The 16,745-nt window shown below is 69.8% G+C and carries 15 protein-coding genes; 13 read left to right on the top strand and 2 right to left on the bottom strand.

Going from position 1 to position 16,745, the window contains the following annotated elements; all coding sequences use genetic code 11:
* The first annotated feature begins 38 nt into the window (after positions 1 to 38).
* From AC3WOH_RS00215 to AC3WOH_RS00205, 3 genes are all read left to right on the top strand, one after another.
* The gene (locus AC3WOH_RS00215; RefSeq protein WP_492227407.1) at positions 39 to 719 is read left to right on the top strand and encodes a GntR family transcriptional regulator; all 681 of its coding nucleotides are present in this window, start codon (positions 39 to 41) and stop codon (positions 717 to 719) included.
* A gap of 83 nt (positions 720 to 802) precedes the next feature.
* Positions 803 to 1,942 carry a serine hydrolase gene (locus AC3WOH_RS00210; RefSeq protein ID WP_492227406.1) on the top strand — a complete coding sequence of 380 codons (1,140 nt, stop codon included), beginning with the start codon at positions 803 to 805 and terminating at the stop codon, positions 1,940 to 1,942.
* On the top strand, positions 1,881 to 2,948 hold the full coding sequence (locus tag AC3WOH_RS00205; protein WP_492227405.1) for a serine hydrolase: 1,068 nt from the start codon (positions 1,881 to 1,883) through the stop codon (positions 2,946 to 2,948). The genes AC3WOH_RS00210 and AC3WOH_RS00205 overlap by 62 nt, the downstream gene beginning before the upstream one ends.
* 10 nt (positions 2,949 to 2,958) lie before the next feature.
* On the opposite strand, the gene recQ is transcribed toward AC3WOH_RS00205, so the two are convergent.
* Positions 2,959 to 4,815: a DNA helicase RecQ gene (gene recQ / locus AC3WOH_RS00200; RefSeq protein WP_492227967.1), complete on the bottom strand. Its 1,857-nt coding sequence runs from the start codon at positions 4,813 to 4,815 to the stop codon at positions 2,959 to 2,961.
* Positions 4,816 to 5,101: 286 nt separating this feature from the next.
* Here recQ and AC3WOH_RS00195 point away from each other — a divergent pair, with 286 nt between their 5' ends.
* The 9 genes from AC3WOH_RS00195 (at position 5,102) to AC3WOH_RS00155 (ending at position 14,944) form a co-directional block, all read left to right on the top strand.
* Complete coding sequence (locus tag AC3WOH_RS00195) at positions 5,102 to 6,082, top strand: Bug family tripartite tricarboxylate transporter substrate binding protein (protein ID WP_492227404.1); 981 nt, start codon at positions 5,102 to 5,104, stop codon at positions 6,080 to 6,082.
* A 23-nt stretch (positions 6,083 to 6,105) separates the two neighbouring features.
* Entirely contained in the window at positions 6,106 to 7,347 is a 1,242-nt protein-coding gene (locus tag AC3WOH_RS00190) for a CaiB/BaiF CoA transferase family protein (RefSeq protein WP_492227403.1), read from the top strand.
* Positions 7,344 to 7,772, top strand: a complete 429-nt coding sequence (locus AC3WOH_RS00185) for a cupin domain-containing protein (RefSeq protein ID WP_492227402.1) — start codon at positions 7,344 to 7,346, stop codon at positions 7,770 to 7,772. Before AC3WOH_RS00190 ends, AC3WOH_RS00185 begins: the two co-directional genes overlap by 4 nt.
* Complete coding sequence (locus AC3WOH_RS00180) at positions 7,769 to 8,932, top strand: acyl-CoA dehydrogenase family protein (protein WP_492227401.1); 1,164 nt, start codon at positions 7,769 to 7,771, stop codon at positions 8,930 to 8,932. Before AC3WOH_RS00185 ends, AC3WOH_RS00180 begins: the two co-directional genes overlap by 4 nt.
* 166 nt (positions 8,933 to 9,098) lie before the next feature.
* Complete coding sequence (locus AC3WOH_RS00175; protein ID WP_492227966.1) at positions 9,099 to 9,983, top strand: LysR family transcriptional regulator; 885 nt, start codon at positions 9,099 to 9,101, stop codon at positions 9,981 to 9,983.
* Positions 9,984 to 10,030: 47 nt separating this feature from the next.
* Positions 10,031 to 11,095 carry a homocysteine S-methyltransferase family protein gene (locus AC3WOH_RS00170; RefSeq protein ID WP_492227400.1) on the top strand — a complete coding sequence of 355 codons (1,065 nt, stop codon included), beginning with the start codon at positions 10,031 to 10,033 and terminating at the stop codon, positions 11,093 to 11,095.
* A 131-nt stretch (positions 11,096 to 11,226) separates the two neighbouring features.
* On the top strand, positions 11,227 to 12,144 hold the full coding sequence (ttcA, locus tag AC3WOH_RS00165; RefSeq protein ID WP_492227399.1) for a tRNA 2-thiocytidine(32) synthetase TtcA: 918 nt from the start codon (positions 11,227 to 11,229) through the stop codon (positions 12,142 to 12,144).
* A gap of 29 nt (positions 12,145 to 12,173) precedes the next feature.
* Entirely contained in the window at positions 12,174 to 13,598 is a 1,425-nt protein-coding gene (gene trhP / locus AC3WOH_RS00160) for a prephenate-dependent tRNA uridine(34) hydroxylase TrhP (protein ID WP_492227398.1), read from the top strand.
* Positions 13,598 to 14,944, top strand: a complete 1,347-nt coding sequence (locus AC3WOH_RS00155) for an SH3 domain-containing protein (RefSeq protein ID WP_492227397.1) — start codon at positions 13,598 to 13,600, stop codon at positions 14,942 to 14,944. Before trhP ends, AC3WOH_RS00155 begins: the two co-directional genes overlap by 1 nt.
* A gap of 1 nt (position 14,945) precedes the next feature.
* Here AC3WOH_RS00155 and AC3WOH_RS00150 read toward each other — a convergent pair whose 3' ends face one another.
* Positions 14,946 to 15,536, bottom strand: a complete 591-nt coding sequence (locus tag AC3WOH_RS00150) for a hypothetical protein (protein ID WP_492227396.1) — start codon at positions 15,534 to 15,536, stop codon at positions 14,946 to 14,948.
* Between the two features lie 109 nt (positions 15,537 to 15,645).
* Here AC3WOH_RS00150 and AC3WOH_RS00145 point away from each other — a divergent pair, with 109 nt between their 5' ends.
* Positions 15,646 to 16,743: a hypothetical protein gene (locus AC3WOH_RS00145; RefSeq protein ID WP_492227395.1), complete on the top strand. Its 1,098-nt coding sequence runs from the start codon at positions 15,646 to 15,648 to the stop codon at positions 16,741 to 16,743.
* The last annotated feature ends 2 nt before the right edge of the window (positions 16,744 to 16,745 follow it).

Below are 16,745 nucleotides of genomic sequence, written 5' to 3'. Positions count from 1 at the left end.
TCGCGTGTTGGTAGATTCCCGAATACAATGGTCGCGCCATGCTGACCACCCTTCCCAAGCGCACCCAGGCCGAGACGGCGTGCGACCTGATCCGCGCCGAGATCCTCGACGGGCGCCTGCCGCCGGGCACCAAGCTCAACATCAAGGCCATCGAGGAGCGGCTGGAACTGAGCCTGGGCGCCGTGCGCGAGGCGCTGTCGCGCCTGGGGGCCGAGGGCATGGTGATGGGCGAGTCGCACCGCGGCTACCGCGTGAGCCCGGTGAGCCGGGAGGAGCTGCTGGACCTGACCCGCGCGCGGGTGGAGCTGGAATCCCTGTGCCTGGGCCAGGCCATGGACCATGGCGATGTGGAGTGGGAGACGCGCATCGTTGCGGCCGCCCACCGCATGGAGCGCCTGCAGTCCCTGCCCTCGGAGACCGAGGCGCGCTCCACCGCGGCCTGGAACGAGGCGCATGGGGAGTTCCACGAGGCCCTGGTCGGCGCCTGCCCCAACCAGTGGCTGCTGCGCATGCGCGACATGCTGTACCGCCAGAGCGAGCGCTACAGGCGCCTGTCGGTGCCCCTGGGCACGGACCAGCGTGACGTGCGGGGCGAGCACCGCCAGATCATGGAGGCCGCTTTGGCCCGCGACAAGGCGCGCGCCTTTGCCGCCATCGACGCCCACCTGTTCGCCACGGCGCAGCTCATCCTGCGCTCGCCCCTGCTGCAGGAGCCCTGAGCCCGCGCGTGCGGTAACCCTCGGGATCACACAGTGTTACCGGCCGCGCCGGGGCCGGGGTGTACGGTTGCAGGTTTACGGAGGTGTCCGCCATCGCCCGTTCTGTACCGGTCCTTTTTCTTGCGTTGGCCCTGGCCGCGGGCTCTGCGCGCGCCCAGGGCGCCCCGTCGCCGCCTCCGGCCTGGCCCGAGCTGCTGCAGGCCGAACTGGTCCAGGTGGCGGCGCAGAATACCGCCGGCATCGGCGTCTACGTGCGCGACCTGGAGACCGGGATTGCCGTCTCGCACCGCGGCATGGAGCGCTGGTACCTGGCCTCCACCGTCAAGGTGCCGGTGGCGCTGGCGGTACTGCAGGCCGTGGAGCGCGGTGACCTCACGCTCGCCACGCCGCTGCGCGTGCGCGCCTCGGACTATGTGGACGGCGCGGGCCAGACCAATTCGAAGGCTGTGGGCACGGCGTTGAGCGTGCGCTACCTGCTGGAGCAGATGCTCATCTACAGCGACAACACGGCCAGCGACATGCTGATCGGCCTGGTCGGCATCCGCGCGGTGAACGCCCTGGTGGAGCAACAGGTGCCGCGCGGCTTCGAGCGCATCACCAGCCTGGCCGACGTGCGCCGCCATGCCTACGGCCAGCTCACGCCGCAGGCCTCGCACCTCTCGGGCCACGACTTCCTGGTGATCAAGCAGCAGCGCAGCGATGCAGAGCGCCTGCAGGTGCTGTCGCGCCTGCTGCAGGTGCCTGTCGCCTCCTTTCGGCTGCCCAGCGTGGGCGAGGCCTTCGAGGCCTACTACGCGGGCGGCCTGAATTCGGGCCGGCTCGATGCCTATGCCGACCTGCTGGAGCTGCTGGTGGGCGGCAAGATCGTCAACGCCGAACACACGCGCTACCTGCTGGCGGTGATGGAGCGGGTGCAGACGGGGGCCCACCGCGTGCAGGCCGGCCTGCCCAAGGCGGCACGCTTTGCGCACAAAACGGGCACGCAAAGGGCGCGCACCTGCGACTCCGGATTGGTCACTGTCCCACGTCTGGGCCGGGACCGGCGCGTTATCGTGGTCGCCTGCACGCGTGGAGAGCTGTCCAGCGCGCGTTCAGACCGTGCCCTGCGTGATGTGGGGGCGGCCCTGTGCAAGTCTGGCCTGCTGACCGACGGACGAACCCATGACCCAGAGTGTCCCCCCGTGGCGCGCGTGGTGCACCGCGCTGATCCTGGCGAGCGCTAGTCTGGCTGCGCAGGGCGCCGCCTGGAGCGACGCGCTGCGCCAGCAGATCGAACGCATCGACGCGGCCACGCCCGGCCAGCTCGGCGTCTACGTCAAGCGGCTGGACAACGGCGAGGTGCTGTCCTACCAGGCCGACCGGCCGTGGTACCTGGGCTCCTCGGCCAAGCTGCCGGTGGCCATCGCGGTGCTGCAGGAGGTCGAGCAGGGCCGGCACAGCCTGGCCGAGCAGGCCACGCTGCTGGACACGGACAAGGTGGACGGCTCGGGCAACGTGGTCTGGAACAAGACCGGCACGCGCTACCGGGTGGATGCACTGCTCAAGCGCATGCTGATGGAGAGCGACAACACGGCTGCCAACATGTTGATGCGCACCATCGGCGACGAGGCGCTCAATCGCCATGCGCGCGAGCTGCTGGGCGGCAAGGGCTTCGAGCGCATCACCAATTTCGCGCAAGTGCGCTACGACGTGTATGCCGAGCTGCACCCCGATGCGCTCACCCTGGGCAACATGGACCTGGTGCGCCTGGCGGCTGCACCCATGGGGCCGCAGCGCGTGGACGCGCTGGCCCGCACCATCGAGGTGGACAAGGCGGATTTCCGCGTGAAGACCATGGACGAGGCCTACCGGCGCTACTACGCGCGCGGCCTCAATTCCGCGCCGCTCACGTCCTACGGCGGCATGCTGGAGAAGCTGGTCACCGGCAAGCTGCTCTCGCCCGCGCACCAGCAGCGCCTGTTCACCGACCTCAAGTACGCCACCTACGATGCCTACCGGCTCGAAGCCGGCCTGCCACGCAGCGAGCGCTTCATCCACAAGACAGGCACCCAGCTGCACCGCGCCTGCCACATGGGCGTGGTCAATCCGCAGGACGGCGGCCGTGCCGCCATCGTGGTGGCGACCTGCGCGGAGGACCTGGACGAGCATGGCGAGGCGGGCAAGGCCTTCGAGCAGATCGGCCGGGCCATCACCGCGACCCTGCTGCCGGGCAAGAAGCCCGGTCGGTGAGCACCCGTGGTTACTGCGCGCAGACGCGCAGCACCTCGCTGCCGTAGGCCTCGAGCTTCTTGGCACCCATGCCGCTGATGCCCTGCAGGTCCTCCAGCGTGGCCGGGTTGCGCTCGGCGATGGCGGCCAGCGTGGCGTCGTGGAAGATCACGTAGGCCGGCAGATTGTGCTCCTTGGCCACTTCGGCGCGCCAGGCCTTGAGGTTGATGAAGCGCACCTGCGCATCGGGCCCCAGGTTGGCGGCGGCGGCCGGCGGTGCGCTGCCCTTGCGCGTGCGCTTGGCCGGCGCGGACGAGACCGACTCGCGCAGCTGCACCGGCACCTCGCCCTTGAGCACGGCGCGCGAGCCCTCGGTCAGGCACAGGGTGTCGAAGCTGTGGCCGCTGTCGAGCATGACCTTCTGCAGCCCCAGGGCACCGGTGGCGATCAGCTGGCGCAAAACACCGCGCAGCTGGGGCTCGGACAGGTCGGCCCCGATGCCGAAGGTGGAGATCTTCTCGTGCCCGAACTGCACCACCTTCTCGGTCTTCTTGCCGCGCAGGATGTCCATGATGTGGCCCGCGCCAAAGCCGATGCGGCTGGCCTGCTGCACGCGGTAGATGGTGGACAAGAGCTTGCGTGCCGCGTCGGTCGCATCCCAGAGCGCTGGCGGCGTGAGGCAGTTGTCGCAGTTGCCGCAGGGCGTGGATTGCTCGCCGAAGTAGGCCAGCAGGCGCACGCGCCGGCAGTCGGTGGCCTCGGCCAGGGCCAGCAGGGCGTCGAGCTTGCCGCGCAGCGCCTGCTTGAACTCTTCGCCCGCGGGGCTCTCGTCGATCATGCGGCGCTGGTTCACCACGTCGGCCAGGCCATAGGCCATCCAGGCGTCGGCGTTCAGGCCGTCGCGGCCGGCACGGCCGGTCTCCTGGTAGTAGCCCTCGATGTTCTTGGGCATGTCCACATGGCCGACAAAGCGCACGTCGGGCTTGTCGATGCCCATGCCGAAGGCGATGGTCGCCACCATGACGATGCCTTCCTCGCGCAGGAAGCGGTCCTGGTGGTGCTGGCGCACCTTGCTGTCCAGCCCGGCGTGGTAGGGCAGGGCGGTGAGGCCCGCGTCGCTCAGCGTGGCGGCCAGTTCCTCCACGCGCTTGCGCGACTGGCAGTACACCACGCCGGCCTCGCCCGCATGCTCACGCTCGATGAAGCGCAAGAGCTGCGTGGTCGCGTCCTTCTTCTCGACGATGGTGTAGCGGATGTTGGGCCGGTCGAAGCTGCTGATGAACAGCCGCGCGTCTTCGAGTTGCAGGCGCTCGATGATGTCGGCGCGCGTGAGGTCGTCGGCCGTGGCGGTGAGCGCGATGCGCGGCACGCCGGCATAACGCTCGTGCAGCACCGTGAGGGCGCGGTACTCGGGCCGGAAGTCGTGGCCCCACTGGCTCACGCAATGCGCTTCGTCGATGGCGAAGAGCGACAGGTGCCCGCCGGTATAGAGGCTGTCGAGCAGGCCCAGGAAGCGCGGGGTGTTCAGCCGCTCGGGCGCCGCGTAGAGCAGCGTGATGGCGCCGGTCTGCAGGCGGAATTCCACGTCCTGCGCCTCGTCGAAGCTCAGGGTTGAGTTCAGGAAGGCCGCGTCCACCCCGGCCTCGTGCAGGGCGCCCACCTGGTCGTGCATCAGCGCGATCAGCGGCGAGATGACGATGGTCACGCCGCGCCCCTGGCGCTGGCGCACGATGGCCGGCACCTGGTAGCACAGCGACTTGCCGCCGCCCGTGGGCATGAGCACCAGGGCGTCGCTGCCGCCGATCACATGCTCGACGATGTCCTGCTGGGCGCCCCGGAACTGCTCGTAGCCGAACACGTCGTGCAGGACGGTGAGGGCGGGTGACAAACTCAATGACTCTCCTTTTGATAGCTGCATGGCTTGGTCTTTTGTGGGCTGCAGCCTGATCGGGTGGGTGTTCAGGCGCCCCGTGCGGCCCCGGTGGGGCGGCGGGCAAAGGCGCCTATTGTGCGCTGTGTGCACGCGTGGCACGGGCCAACCCGGCACCACGGTCAACGATTCGCGATGCGAATGGATCGGTCCGATTATCCAATTGGACGCAAATGGCTGCCGCCGCCAAGATGCGACCCAGCCCCGGCACAGGGGCGTCGACCAACGATCCAGGAGACAAGACATGCAGTATCCCTTTGGAGCCCGCTGGCTGGCCGCGGCCCTGGTGGCCGCAGCCACCCTGCCGGCCTTCGCGCAGCAGCCTGCCGGCGCCTACCCGAGCGCCCCCATCACCCTGGTGGTGCCGTTCGCGGCCGGCAGCGGCACCGATTCCGTGGCCCGCACCGTGGGCCAGAAGCTGGCCGAGCGGCTCAAGCAGCCCGTGCTGGTGGACAACAAGCCCGGCGCCAATGCCCAGGTGGCCGCGCAGATCGCCGCCAAGGCCAAGCCCGACGGCTACACGCTGTTCATGACCACCAACACCTCGCACTCGGCCAACCCCGCGCTCTACACCGCCCTCAAGTACGACCCGATCAAGGACTTCACGCCCGTGGCGCGCGTGGGCGAGCTGCCGTTCGCGCTGGCCGTGCACCCCTCGGTACCTGCCAAGACCCTGGGCGAGCTGATCGCCCACGCCCGCGCCAACCCCGGCAAGCTCAGCTACGCCACGCCCAACAGCACCTCGCTGGTGGCCATGGAGAGCATCAAGCACATCGCCGGCATCGACCTGCTGAGCGTGCCCTACAAGTCCAGTCCCCAGGCCATGACGGACCTGGTGGGCGGGCAGGTGCAGGTCTACGTGGCCGACCTGGGCTCGGGCATGAGCATGCTCAAGAGCGACAAGGTGCGCACCCTGGGCATCACCACGGCCCAGCCCTCGCCGCTGCTGCCGGGCGTGCCGCCCATCGGCCAGACGGCCAAGGGCTTTGATCTGACCTCCTGGAACGGCATCTTCGGCCCGGTGGGCATGCCGCCCGCCGTGGTGAACCGCCTGAACACCGAGCTGCAGGCCGTGCTGGCCGACAAGGACACGCAGGACAAGCTGGCGCTGATCGGCTTCCAGGTCTGGCCGAGCAAGACGCCCGAGGAGTTCGCCACCTATGTGGCCGACCAGCTGACCCACTGGCGCACCCTGATCCGCCAGGCGGGCATCCAGCCCGAGTGAACCACCGCGAAGGAAGCTTTTTCATGCAGGACACCAGGCCCCAAGCGGCAGCAGGCCCGCTCGCCGGCGTGCGCGTGCTCGACCTCACCAGCGTCATCATGGGCCCGTTCGCCACGCAGATCCTGGCGCAACTGGGCGCCGAGGTCATCAAGGTGGAGACGCCCGAGGGCGACAACATGCGCCATGTGGGCCCCATGGCCAACCCGGGCATGGGCCACATCTTCCTGCACGCCAATGGCGGCAAGCGCAGCATCGTGCTCGACCTCAAGCACCCGGCGGGGCGCGAGGCGGCCCTGCGCCTGGCCGAAGGCTGCGACGTGCTCATCAGCAACGTGCGGCCCCAGGCGCTGGCAAGGCTGGGGCTCGATGCCGCGGCGGTGGCCGCGCGCAACCCGCGCCTCATCCACGTGAGCTGCTGCGGCTTCGACCAGGAGGGGCCCGATGCCGCCCGGCCGGCCTACGACGACCTGATCCAGGGCGCCACGGGCATCCCCTGGCTCATGCAGCAGTACGGCGCGCCCGAGCCCGCCTATGCGCCCACCACCCTGTCGGACCGCGTGACCGGGCTGCACGCGGTGTACGCCGTGACGGCCGCGCTCTATGCGCGCGAGAAGACGGGCCAGGGCCAGGCCATCGTCGTGCCCATGTTCGAGGCCATGGCCCAGTTCGTCCTGGGCGACCACATGGCAGGGCTGAGCTTCGATCCGCCGCAGGGCGATGCGGGCTATGCGCGGCTGCTCACCGCGCACCGCAAGCCCTACGCCACGGCCGACGGCATGCTCTGTGTGCTGATCTACAACGACAAGCACTGGCGCAGCTTTTTCGCCGCCATCGGCGAAGCCGAGGGCCTGGGCCGCGACCCGCGCTTTGCCAGCCACGGCGCACGCGCCGCGCACATCGACGCCGTGTACGCCGAGGTGGCGCGCATCCTGCGCGGCCGCAGCACGGCCGAATGGCGCGCCCTGCTCGACGCGGCCGATGTGCCCAACATGCCCATGAACTCCCCGGCCGACCTGCTGGCCAATGTGCAGCTGCGCGCCACCGGCTTCCTGCAGGACAGCGTGCACCCGAGCGAAGGCCCGCTGCACACCCTGGCCCACCCCACGCGCTGGTCCGGTACGCCGCCAGCGCGGGAACTGGCACCCGCCCCGCGGCTGGGCGAGCACACGCGCGAATTGCTGGCCGAGGCCGGCTACGCCCCCACCGACATCGACGCCCTGTTGGCCCAGGGCGCCTGCCACCTGCCTGCCGGAGACACCGCATGACCACCTCTGCCCCTTCACCCCGCTACCTGGTGCGCAGCGCCGGGGTGCCCGCCTACCAGCCGGCCAACCACCAGCACACGCACAACCAGCGGCTCATCGGCCCCGAGACCGTGGGCGCCAGCCAGATGGAGGTGCTGCTGGGCACCCTGCACGCGGGCGGCGGCGCATTGCCCCATGCCCACCCCGGCGTCGAGCAGGCCTGCTACCTGCTGGAGGGCGCGGCCCGCGCCGAGGTGGCGGGCGAGGTGTTCGACATGCTGCCGGGCGACATGTGCTTCTTCCCGGCCGATGTGGCGCATGTCTTCACCGTGACCAGCGAGACGCCGGTGAAGCTGCTGGTCATCTACAGCCCGCCTTACCTCGAATCGCCCGAGCGGGTGGTCCGCTTCCCTGTTGCTTCTTCTTCCGCCGCCGCGTCCGCATGAACTTCGCCCTCTCCCCCGAACACGAACAGATCCGCGATGCCATCGAGCGCGTCTGCGCCCCTTTCGATGCCGACTACTGGCTCCGCAAGGACCGCGAAGGCGGCTTTCCGGAGGATTTCCACCGCGCGCTCGCCGATGCGGGCTGGCTCGGCATCGCCATGCCCGAAGCCTACGGCGGCGCGGGCCTGGGCATCAGCGAAGCCGCGCTGATGATGCACACCATCGCGGCCACGGGCGCGGGCCTGTCGGGCGCCTCGGCGGTGCACATGAACATCTTCGGCCTGCACCCGGTGGTGGTCTTCGGCACCGAGGAACAGAAGGCGCGCTGGCTGCCGCCGCTGATCGCGGGCCGCGACCGGGCCTGCTTCGGCGTGACCGAACCCAACACCGGCCTGAACACCCTGAAGCTCAAGACCCGCGCCGTGCGCCAGGGCGACCACTACGTGGTGCACGGCCAGAAGGTCTGGATCAGCACGGCCCAGGTGGCCAACAAGATATTGCTGCTGGCACGCACCACGCCGGTGGAGGAATGCTCGGGCACCGAGGGCCTGAGCCTGTTCTACACCGACCTGGACCGCAGCACGGTCGAGGTGCGCGAGATCGACAAGCTCGGGCGCAAGTGCGTGGACTCCAACCAGGTCTTCATCGACGGCCTGCGCATCCCCGTGGAAGACCGGGTGGGGGAAGAAGGCAAGGGCTTCAGCTACATCCTGCACGGCCTGAACCCCGAGCGCATCCTGATCGCCAGCGAGGCCGTGGGCCTGGGCCGCGCCGCGCTGGCGCGCGCCGCCGGCTATGCCAACGAGCGCGAGGTGTTCGGCCGCCCCATCGGCCAGAACCAGGGCGTGCAGCACCCGCTGGCCCTGTCGTGGATAGAGCTGGAAGCCGCGCACCTCATGGTGCACAAGGCCGCCTGGCTCTACGACCAGCACCTGCCCTGCGCGGCCGAGGCCAACAGCGCCAAGTACCTCGCGGCCGAGGCCTGCTACCACGCCTGCGAGCGCGCCATCTTCACCCATGGCGGCATGGGCTACGCCAAGGAATACCATGTGGAGCGCTACCTGCGCGAATCCTGGATACCGCGCCTGGCGCCCGTGAGCCCGCAGCTCATCCTGTGCTTCATAGCCGAGAAGGTCTTGGGCCTGCCCAAGTCGTACTGAGCGACTCAAAAAGCTCTTCTGGCGTCGTTGCCGCGTCTTGTCGTACTACTCGTACTGCCTGCGACGCAGCGCCTAGCCAGAACCGCTGCGCTGAGCTTTGTGAGCCGCTTTGACCATCGCGCAAGAAGACCGTCCCATGCCCCTTCACGTGGGGCATGATGCGCGCATGAAGCTGTACCTGCTGCGCTATTTTGCCGTGCTGGCCGAAGAGCTGCACTTCGGCCGTGCGGCCGAGCGCCTGGCCATCACGCAGCCGCCGCTGAGCTCGGGCATCAAGGCGCTGGAGGACGAACTGGGCGTGAAGCTGTTTGAGCGCAGCAGCAAGCACGTGGCGCTCACCCCTGCGGGCCACGCCTACCTGGCCGAGGTGCGCGTGGTGCTGGACCGCGTGGCGCGTGCGGGCGAGACGGCGCGCGCCGTGGCCGCGGGGCTGCGCGGGCGGCTCGACATCGGCTTCACCGGCTCCATGGTCTACCGCGACATGCCGGCCATCGTGCGCGCCTTTAGTGCGCAGGCCCCGGGCATCGAGGTGCAGCTGCGCGAGATGTCCACCGGCGAGCAGCTCGAAGCGCTGCTGCACCGCCAGCTGCACGCCGGCTTCATCAACAGCAGCGTGGTGCCAGAACCGCTGGCCAGCCTGCCGCTGGCCGAGGACCATTTCGTCTGCTGCCTGCCCGAAGGCCATGCGATGGCGCAGGCGGCGGCCCTGGACCTGCAGGCGCTGGCTGCCGAGACCTTCGTGATGTTCTCGCGCGACGTGGCGCCCGCCAACCACGACAACGTGATCGCGCTGTTCCACCGCGCCGGCATCCACCCCCACACGCGCCATGCGGCGCGCCAGTGGCTCACGGTGGTGGCGCTGGTGGCCCTGGGCATGGGCGTGGCCCTGGTGCCGGCCGCCATGGCGCGCGCGGGGGCGCAGGGGGTGCGCTTTGTGCCCATTGCCGGCCTGCACCACCCGACGGTGGGGGTGCTGGCCTGGCACCGGGATGCGGTGAGCCCGGCGCTGCGCAGCTTCCTCGACGTGGCGGCTTCAGGCCAGGAGGGGTAACTGGCTCGGGCGAGCAGGGGGCAAGCCGCACTTTCTACAATAGCGGGATGCAAGCCCTCCACTACACCCGCGCGCAACAGCTGCCCGACATCCTCGCCCAACGCATCGCCATCCTCGACGGCGCCATGGGCACCATGATCCAGCGCTTCAAGCTGGGCGAGGCGCAGTACCGGGGCGAGGGCTACACCGGCCCCGGCGGCGCGGGCGAGCGTTTCAAGGACTTCGCCTACGACGTCAAGGGCAACAACGAGCTCCTGAGCTTGACCCGGCCCGACGTGATCAGCGACATCCACGAGCGCTACCTGGCCGCGGGCGCCGACCTGATCGAGACCAACACCTTCGGTGCGACCACCATCGCGCAGGAGGACTACCACATGGCTGACCTGGCGCGCGAGATGAACCTCAAATCCGCCCAACTGGCCCGCGCCGCCTGCGACAAGTACAGCACGCCCGACAAGCCGCGCTTCGTGGCCGGCGCCCTGGGCCCCACGCCCAAGACGGCCAGCATCAGCCCCGACGTGAACGACCCGGGCGCGCGCAACATCGATTTCGAGCAACTGCGCGCCGCCTACTACGAGCAGACCCAGGCCCTGGTCGAGGGCGGCAGCGACGTGCTGCTGGTCGAGACCATCTTCGACACCCTGAACGCCAAGGCCGCGCTGTTCGCCATCGACGAGTACTTCGAGCACAGCGGCGAGCGCCTGCCCATCATCATCAGCGGCACGGTGACCGACGCCTCGGGCCGCATCCTCTCGGGCCAGACCGTCACGGCCTTCTGGAACAGCGTGCGCCATGCGCGGCCGCTGGCCATCGGCCTGAACTGCGCCCTGGGCGCCACGCTGATGCGCCCCTACATCCAGGAGCTCAACCGCGTCGCGGAAGACACCTTCATCAGCTGCTACCCCAACGCCGGCCTGCCCAACCCCATGAGCGACACCGGCTTCGACGAGACCCCCGAGGTCACGAGCCGGCTGGTGCACGAATTCGCGGCCGAGGGCCTGGTGAACATCGTGGGCGGCTGCTGCGGCACCACGCCGGACCACATCGGCGCCATTGCGCGCGCCGTGGAGACGGTGCCCGCGCGCAAGATGTTCTACCCCGCCGAAGCCTGATTCCCCGGGCCGCAGGGCCCGTCTGTACGAAAATCGAACCTGGCGATGGCTTGGCCATCGCCGGATGCTATGCATACCATAGCAAACTTGGGCCGCAGCATTGGCTGCGGTCGTGATTCCCCCTGCCTGCCATGCTGACCGACACCCCTACCTTGCCCGCCGACACCGCACCACCCGTCCCCGTGGCGGGCAGCACGGACCGCGAGGCCATCAAGCTCGAAAAGCGCCTGGTGCGCCAGGTCAGCCAGGCGATCGCCGACTTCGGCCTGATCGCCGATGGCGACAAGGTGATGGTCTGCGTCTCGGGCGGCAAGGACAGCTACGGCATGCTCGACGTGCTGCGCATGCTGCAGCAGCGCAACGGGAACCGCTTCGAACTCATCGCCGTCAACCTCGACCAGAAGCAGCCGGGTTTTCCGGCCCAGGTGCTGCCCGACTACCTGGCGGGGCTGGGCGTGCCCTTCCACATCGAGACGCGCGACACCTACAGTGTGGTCAAGCAGCATGTGCCCGAGGGCAAGACCATGTGCAGTCTGTGCAGCCGCCTGCGCCGGGGCATCCTGTACCGCGTGGCCGACGAGCTCGGTTGCACCAAGATCGCGCTGGGCCACCACCGCGACGACATGCTGCAGACCTTTTTCCTCAACATGTTCTTCGGCGGCAAGCTCAAGGGCATGCCGCCCAAGGTGCAAAGCGACCGCGGTGACCACCTCGTCATCCGCCCACTGGCCTATGTGGCCGAGGACGACCTCGCGCGCTGGGCCGAACTGCGCGCCTTCCCCATCATCCCCTGCACCCTGTGCGGCAGCCAGGAGAACCTGCAGCGCAAGCAGATCGGGCAGATGCTGCGCGACTGGCAGCAGCTGTACCCCGGCCGCATCGAGAACATGGCCGTGGCGCTGCGCAACCTGGTGCCCTCGCACTTCATGGACCCGCGCCACTTCGACTTCCAGGGCCTGGTGGCCAATGGCGTGGCCGATGCCGAGGGCGACAAGGCCTTCGATGGCGAGGAATTCCCGCAGGCCATCGCCATGCCGGTGCTGCGCTGAACAACACACAACGAGATTGGATGGCCCCGATGAGCACCCTCAAAGCCCCTGAACTGCTGCTGCCCGCCGGCTCGCTCGACAAGATGCGCGCGGCCTACGATTTCGGCGCCGATGCGGTGTACGCGGGCCAGCCGCGCTACTCGCTGCGCGCGCGCAACAACGAGTTCCGCCTGGAGCAGATCCGCCAGGGTATCGAGGAGGCGCATGCGCGCGGCAAGAAGTTCTTCGTGACCAGCAACCTGATCGCGCACAACGACAAGATCCGCACCTATCTGCGCGATATCGAGCCCGTGATCGACCTGCAACCCGACGCCCTCATCATGGCCGACGCCGGCCTGATCATGATGGTCAAGGAAAAGTGGCCCGAGGTGCCCGTGCACCTCTCGGTGCAGGCCAACACCACCAATTGGGCGGCCGTGAAGTTCTGGCAGAAGATGGGGGTGGAACGCATCATCCTCTCGCGCGAGCTGAGCCTGGACGAGATCGAGAAGATCCGCCAGGAATGCCCCGACATCGAGCTCGAGGTCTTCGTGCACGGCGCGCTGTGCATCGCCTATTCGGGCCGCTGCCTGCTCAGCGGCTATTTCAACCACCGCGACCCCAACCAGGGCACCTGCACCAACGCCTGCCGCTGGAGCTACGCCACGCACGATGCCGAGGTCGACCCCACCACGGGTGAAGCCATTGCGCAGAAGATGGAAGGCGACTTCAACTTCGAGGCCGCGCAGCAGAAGGCCGAACAGTCGTTTTCCACCACCGGCAACGGCCAGCGCCACCCCAAGGCCGACAAGGTCTACCTGATCGAGGAACTGGGTCGCCCCGGCCAGCTCATGCCCATCATGGAGGACGAGCACGGCACCTACATCATGAACAGCAAGGACCTGCGCGCCGTGGAGCATGTGGCGCGGCTGGCGCAGATCGGCGTGGACTCGCTCAAGATCGAGGGCCGCACCAAGAGCCTGTACTACGTGGCGCGCACCGCCCAGGTCTACCGCCGCGCCATCGACGATGCCGTGGCCGGCCGGCCGTTCAACCCCGAGCTGCTGCTGGAGCTCGAAGGCCTGTCCAACCGCGGCTACACCGGCGGCCTGCTGGAACGCCGCCCGAGCCAGGACTACCAGAACTACATCAGCGGCCATTCGGCCACCCAGCGCAGCCAGTTCGCAGGGGAGGTGCTGGGCGCCGAAGGCCAGGAGGCCGTGGGCCTGGCGGGCGACTGGGTGCAGGTGGAGACCAAGAACCACTTCGCCGTGGGCGACCTGCTGGAGGTGCTGCACCCCAGCGGCAACATCCAGCTGCGCCTCGAGCGCATGCACGACGTGCACGGCCAGCCCGTGGCCGTGGCCCAGGGCAATCCGGTGCGCGTGTGGATCCCGCTGCCTGCGCGCTACGCGGGTGCGCTGCTGGCGCGCGTGGTGGAACAGCCGGCAGCGGCTCCCGAGCTGGTGGCGTGATGCGGCGGCGGGCAGGACTTTTCTCCCTGGCCGCCCTTGCGGTCGCCGCCCTGTGGGTGCCGGGTGCCGGCGCCCAGCTGGGGCCCGAGCCCCCGGTGCGCCATGTGCAGGGCTCCTGGGTCAACCTGCGCGAACGGCCCCGGCCCGATGCCCGCGTGGAGGCGCAGTTGCCGGCCAACACCCAGGTGCGCCTGCTGGCCGAGCAGGACGGCTGGTGCGAGGTGTTCTATACCGGGGACAGCCGGCTCAACCCCGATGGCAAGGGCGAGGTGATCCGCTTCATCCCCTTCCAGTCGCACATGGCCTGCAACCTGCTGGCGGCGCAGCCGCTCACGCTGGCCCAGGCCGCCAAGGACCCGGCCCGCGCCTTCTGGGTGGCACCATCGCCCAACCGCCTGCGTGCCTATGGCAATGCCTTGCCCCGCCCGGCGGCGCTGCAGTTGCCGGCGCTGGCGAAGACCCATGCGGAAGGGGCCGAGGTGCGCTACCCGGCCCGGCCGGAGTTCGACGCCGCCAAGCGCCTGTTGCGTGCCGGCGTGCTGCTCGACACGGCCCATGAGATCGCGCGCGGCAAGCCCGTGCCCAACCCTGTCGCCGACCTCCAGTTGCCTGGCCTGCGCATGGCCCTGCAACCCATTGCGCCCTCGCGCTTCAAGCGCCATGGCGAGGTCGCCCTGCTGCACGAGACCGAAGCCGACGGCCTGGCCGCCGTGGCCGGCAGCCGCATTGCCGTGGTGCCCACAGCGGCGCCCATGGGCCGCTACAACCGCCACAGCGGGCCGGAGATCGAGTTCGTCACCGGCTTCTGGGATGTGGGGGCGGCCGACCTGGTCTTCGATCCGCCGCTCACCATCTATGCCGTCACGCAGCGGGGCCTCGTGGGTGCACAGGCCCTGCGCAAGCGCAGCTGGCAGATCGACAATGCGGACTTCTACTGCGGCGGCAACTACACCGGCCCGGCGTTCGAGGACCCAGGGGCCGAGGGGGACGAGGTCGTCCCCGTCAAGCGCTATGCGCGCCTGCCGGAAACGGCGCAGGTGCTCACCCGTCTGGTCAGCACGAACGAGCTGCCCGCCAGCGCCGCGGCGGTGAAGGCCCAGCGCCACCCCACGGGCTGGACCCTCCCGGCGGCCCCGCCCGAGGTTCCGAAGCCGGTGCGCATCCAGACCGCCGTGGTGGCCTACGAAATCGACCTCGACCGCGACGGCATCACCGACATCCTGCGCTTCGAGGTACCGACCAAGGGCGAAATGTCGGGCCACCCGGTCTTTGCCCACCACTGGTACCTCAACGTCGGCGGCCAGTGGTTTCCCGCCGGCCGCTGGATCGACCAGGAATGCACCTGAACTAGGGCGCTGGCTGGCGCAGCAGTGCCGCCAGCACCAGGGCCTCGGCGAATACCTCGAACACTTCCTCGAAGGTTTCCAGCGCGGGCGGAACGCCGGGCCACTGGTCCACCACAATTGCCCACAGGCCCACCAGCAGCCCGGCCCACATCAGCGCCTGCGTGCTGCGGTGGCTGAGCGCCCGGTGCAGCCAGGCCAGCGTGGCCACGCCGACCACGCCCACGGCGAGCAGGGGCGCCTCGCGCACCCAGCCCGATTGGCAGGCGGCAGTCCATTCGATGCAGCGGATTTTCCACAGCTCGTGCAGCATGAACTGTTCGTCGAGCGCCAGCACGCCGAAGGAGAGCACCAGCCAGGCACCGAGCCGCCAGGGCAGGGCGCGCTCGGCCGTGAGCCGCAGCGCAGTGGCGGCCAGGGTGAGCAGCAGCGCGCTTGAGAGCCAGGCGGCGGGCGAGGCGTCGGAACGGAAGGCGCGCTCCCAGCTGGGCGCAAACAGCGCGGCACTCAGCAGCAGGAAACCGGCCACCGCCGTGAGCAGGAGCGAAGCCACCCAGGGATGGGGCGCAGGGGAAGGCGGGGAGGGTGGTGGCATGGCGGGCGGGCAAGCCGGATTCTGACGCAGGCCGGGCGGTCGGGGGCCGCGCGCCGCTGTTCAGCGGCGCTGAATCGCTCCAGAATCGGGCCTTCACCCCACCGCCCGCATGGCCTCACCCATCGACCCCTCCCGCCCTGGCGCACTGCCGCCCGTGGCCCAGTTCCTGGCCGAGGCGGCGCTGCAGCGCCAGGCCGCGCTGCTCGGAACCGACAAGGCGGCTCCGGCGCGTGCACCGTTTCCGTTGGGCGATGCCGCGCCCCCGGCGCCCGCAGTGGCGCCCGTGCCCGGCGCGGCCCCGGCACCGACTCCCGCACCGGCCGACAAGGCCAGTATTTCACCGCAGGCGCGGGGCCCCCTGGGTGCGGGCTTTGACCCGCGCGGCAATGCGGCAGCCGCAACGGCGGGCGCAGCGGCACGCAGCCCGCTGCCGGCTGCGTTGGCACCGGGCAGCCCCGTGGCAGCGCCGCCTGCCGCAGCAGCAGCACCGCTTGCGGCGGCTGCCTGGCCAGCCGAAGGGCTGGATCCCCCGGCGCTGCGCATGGTGGGCGCCATGGTGGCGCAGCTCACCGAGGGCAGCGGCATGCCCCAGCGCGTGCTTGCAGCCCAGCCCTGGCCCGTGGGTCTGGCCCATGCGCTGGAGAAGGGCGAGGCCGAACCCGGGCAGCCGCCGTTGCAGACCTGGCTGGTGCGCCAGGGCACGGTGCAGACCCCCGAGGGGCCGCGCGGCTTTGCGCTGACCCTGCGCGTGCCGGTTCCCTGGATGGCGTCGCAGCCGGCACCCCCAGCGGCCGTAGCCACGACGCCGCCCGCGCCGTTGCAGATACCGTTTTCCGGCAATGCCCCAACCCTGCAATCGGGGGTGTTTGCCCTGGTGCTGCAGGGGCTGGAACCGGCGGGGGCAGCGGCGGCCGTGCGCACCAGTGCGCTGCTGGTGCTGGACTTCCAGGCCCAGCTGCCCGCCTCGGTCTATGGGCGCGAGATGCTGCTCTCGCCAGGCCAGCGCCTGGACCCCTGGACGCAGATGGCCGTGCTCCAGGCCAGCGGCCACCTGCCGGTCGATGAAGACCGCGAGCGCGACCGGCCGCTGTGCGAGGTGGCCGGCTGCCCTTACGCCGGCCGTTCGCCCTGTGCGCAGCCGTTCTGCCTGGCGCTGCGCTGGGTGGACCCGGTGGTTCCCACCCTGCCGGCAGGGCCGGCCGCCTGAAC

Source organism: Acidovorax sp. FW305-C-20-28, from assembly GCF_058783375.1.
Note: the sequence above shows the minus strand (reverse complement) of the source record. Positions and strands in the feature narration are given on the sequence as shown.

Coding starts and splice junctions, on each gene's coding strand:
- AC3WOH_RS00195 (WP_492227404.1), top strand. CDS start 5,102: ATGCAGTATCCCTTTGGAGCCCGCTGGCTGGCCGCGGCCCTGGTGGCC.
- AC3WOH_RS00185 (WP_492227402.1), top strand. CDS start 7,344: ATGACCACCTCTGCCCCTTCACCCCGCTACCTGGTGCGCAGCGCCGGG.
- AC3WOH_RS00180 (WP_492227401.1), top strand. CDS start 7,769: ATGAACTTCGCCCTCTCCCCCGAACACGAACAGATCCGCGATGCCATC.
- AC3WOH_RS00175 (WP_492227966.1), top strand. CDS start 9,099: ATGAAGCTGTACCTGCTGCGCTATTTTGCCGTGCTGGCCGAAGAGCTG.
- AC3WOH_RS00170 (WP_492227400.1), top strand. CDS start 10,031: ATGCAAGCCCTCCACTACACCCGCGCGCAACAGCTGCCCGACATCCTC.
- trhP (WP_492227398.1), top strand. CDS start 12,174: ATGAGCACCCTCAAAGCCCCTGAACTGCTGCTGCCCGCCGGCTCGCTC.
- AC3WOH_RS00150 (WP_492227396.1), bottom strand. CDS start 15,536: ATGCCACCACCCTCCCCGCCTTCCCCTGCGCCCCATCCCTGGGTGGCT.
- ttcA (WP_492227399.1), top strand. CDS start 11,227: ATGCTGACCGACACCCCTACCTTGCCCGCCGACACCGCACCACCCGTC.
- AC3WOH_RS00205 (WP_492227405.1), top strand. CDS start 1,881: ATGACCCAGAGTGTCCCCCCGTGGCGCGCGTGGTGCACCGCGCTGATC.
- AC3WOH_RS00215 (WP_492227407.1), top strand. CDS start 39: ATGCTGACCACCCTTCCCAAGCGCACCCAGGCCGAGACGGCGTGCGAC.
- AC3WOH_RS00190 (WP_492227403.1), top strand. CDS start 6,106: ATGCAGGACACCAGGCCCCAAGCGGCAGCAGGCCCGCTCGCCGGCGTG.
- AC3WOH_RS00155 (WP_492227397.1), top strand. CDS start 13,598: ATGCGGCGGCGGGCAGGACTTTTCTCCCTGGCCGCCCTTGCGGTCGCC.
- AC3WOH_RS00145 (WP_492227395.1), top strand. CDS start 15,646: ATGGCCTCACCCATCGACCCCTCCCGCCCTGGCGCACTGCCGCCCGTG.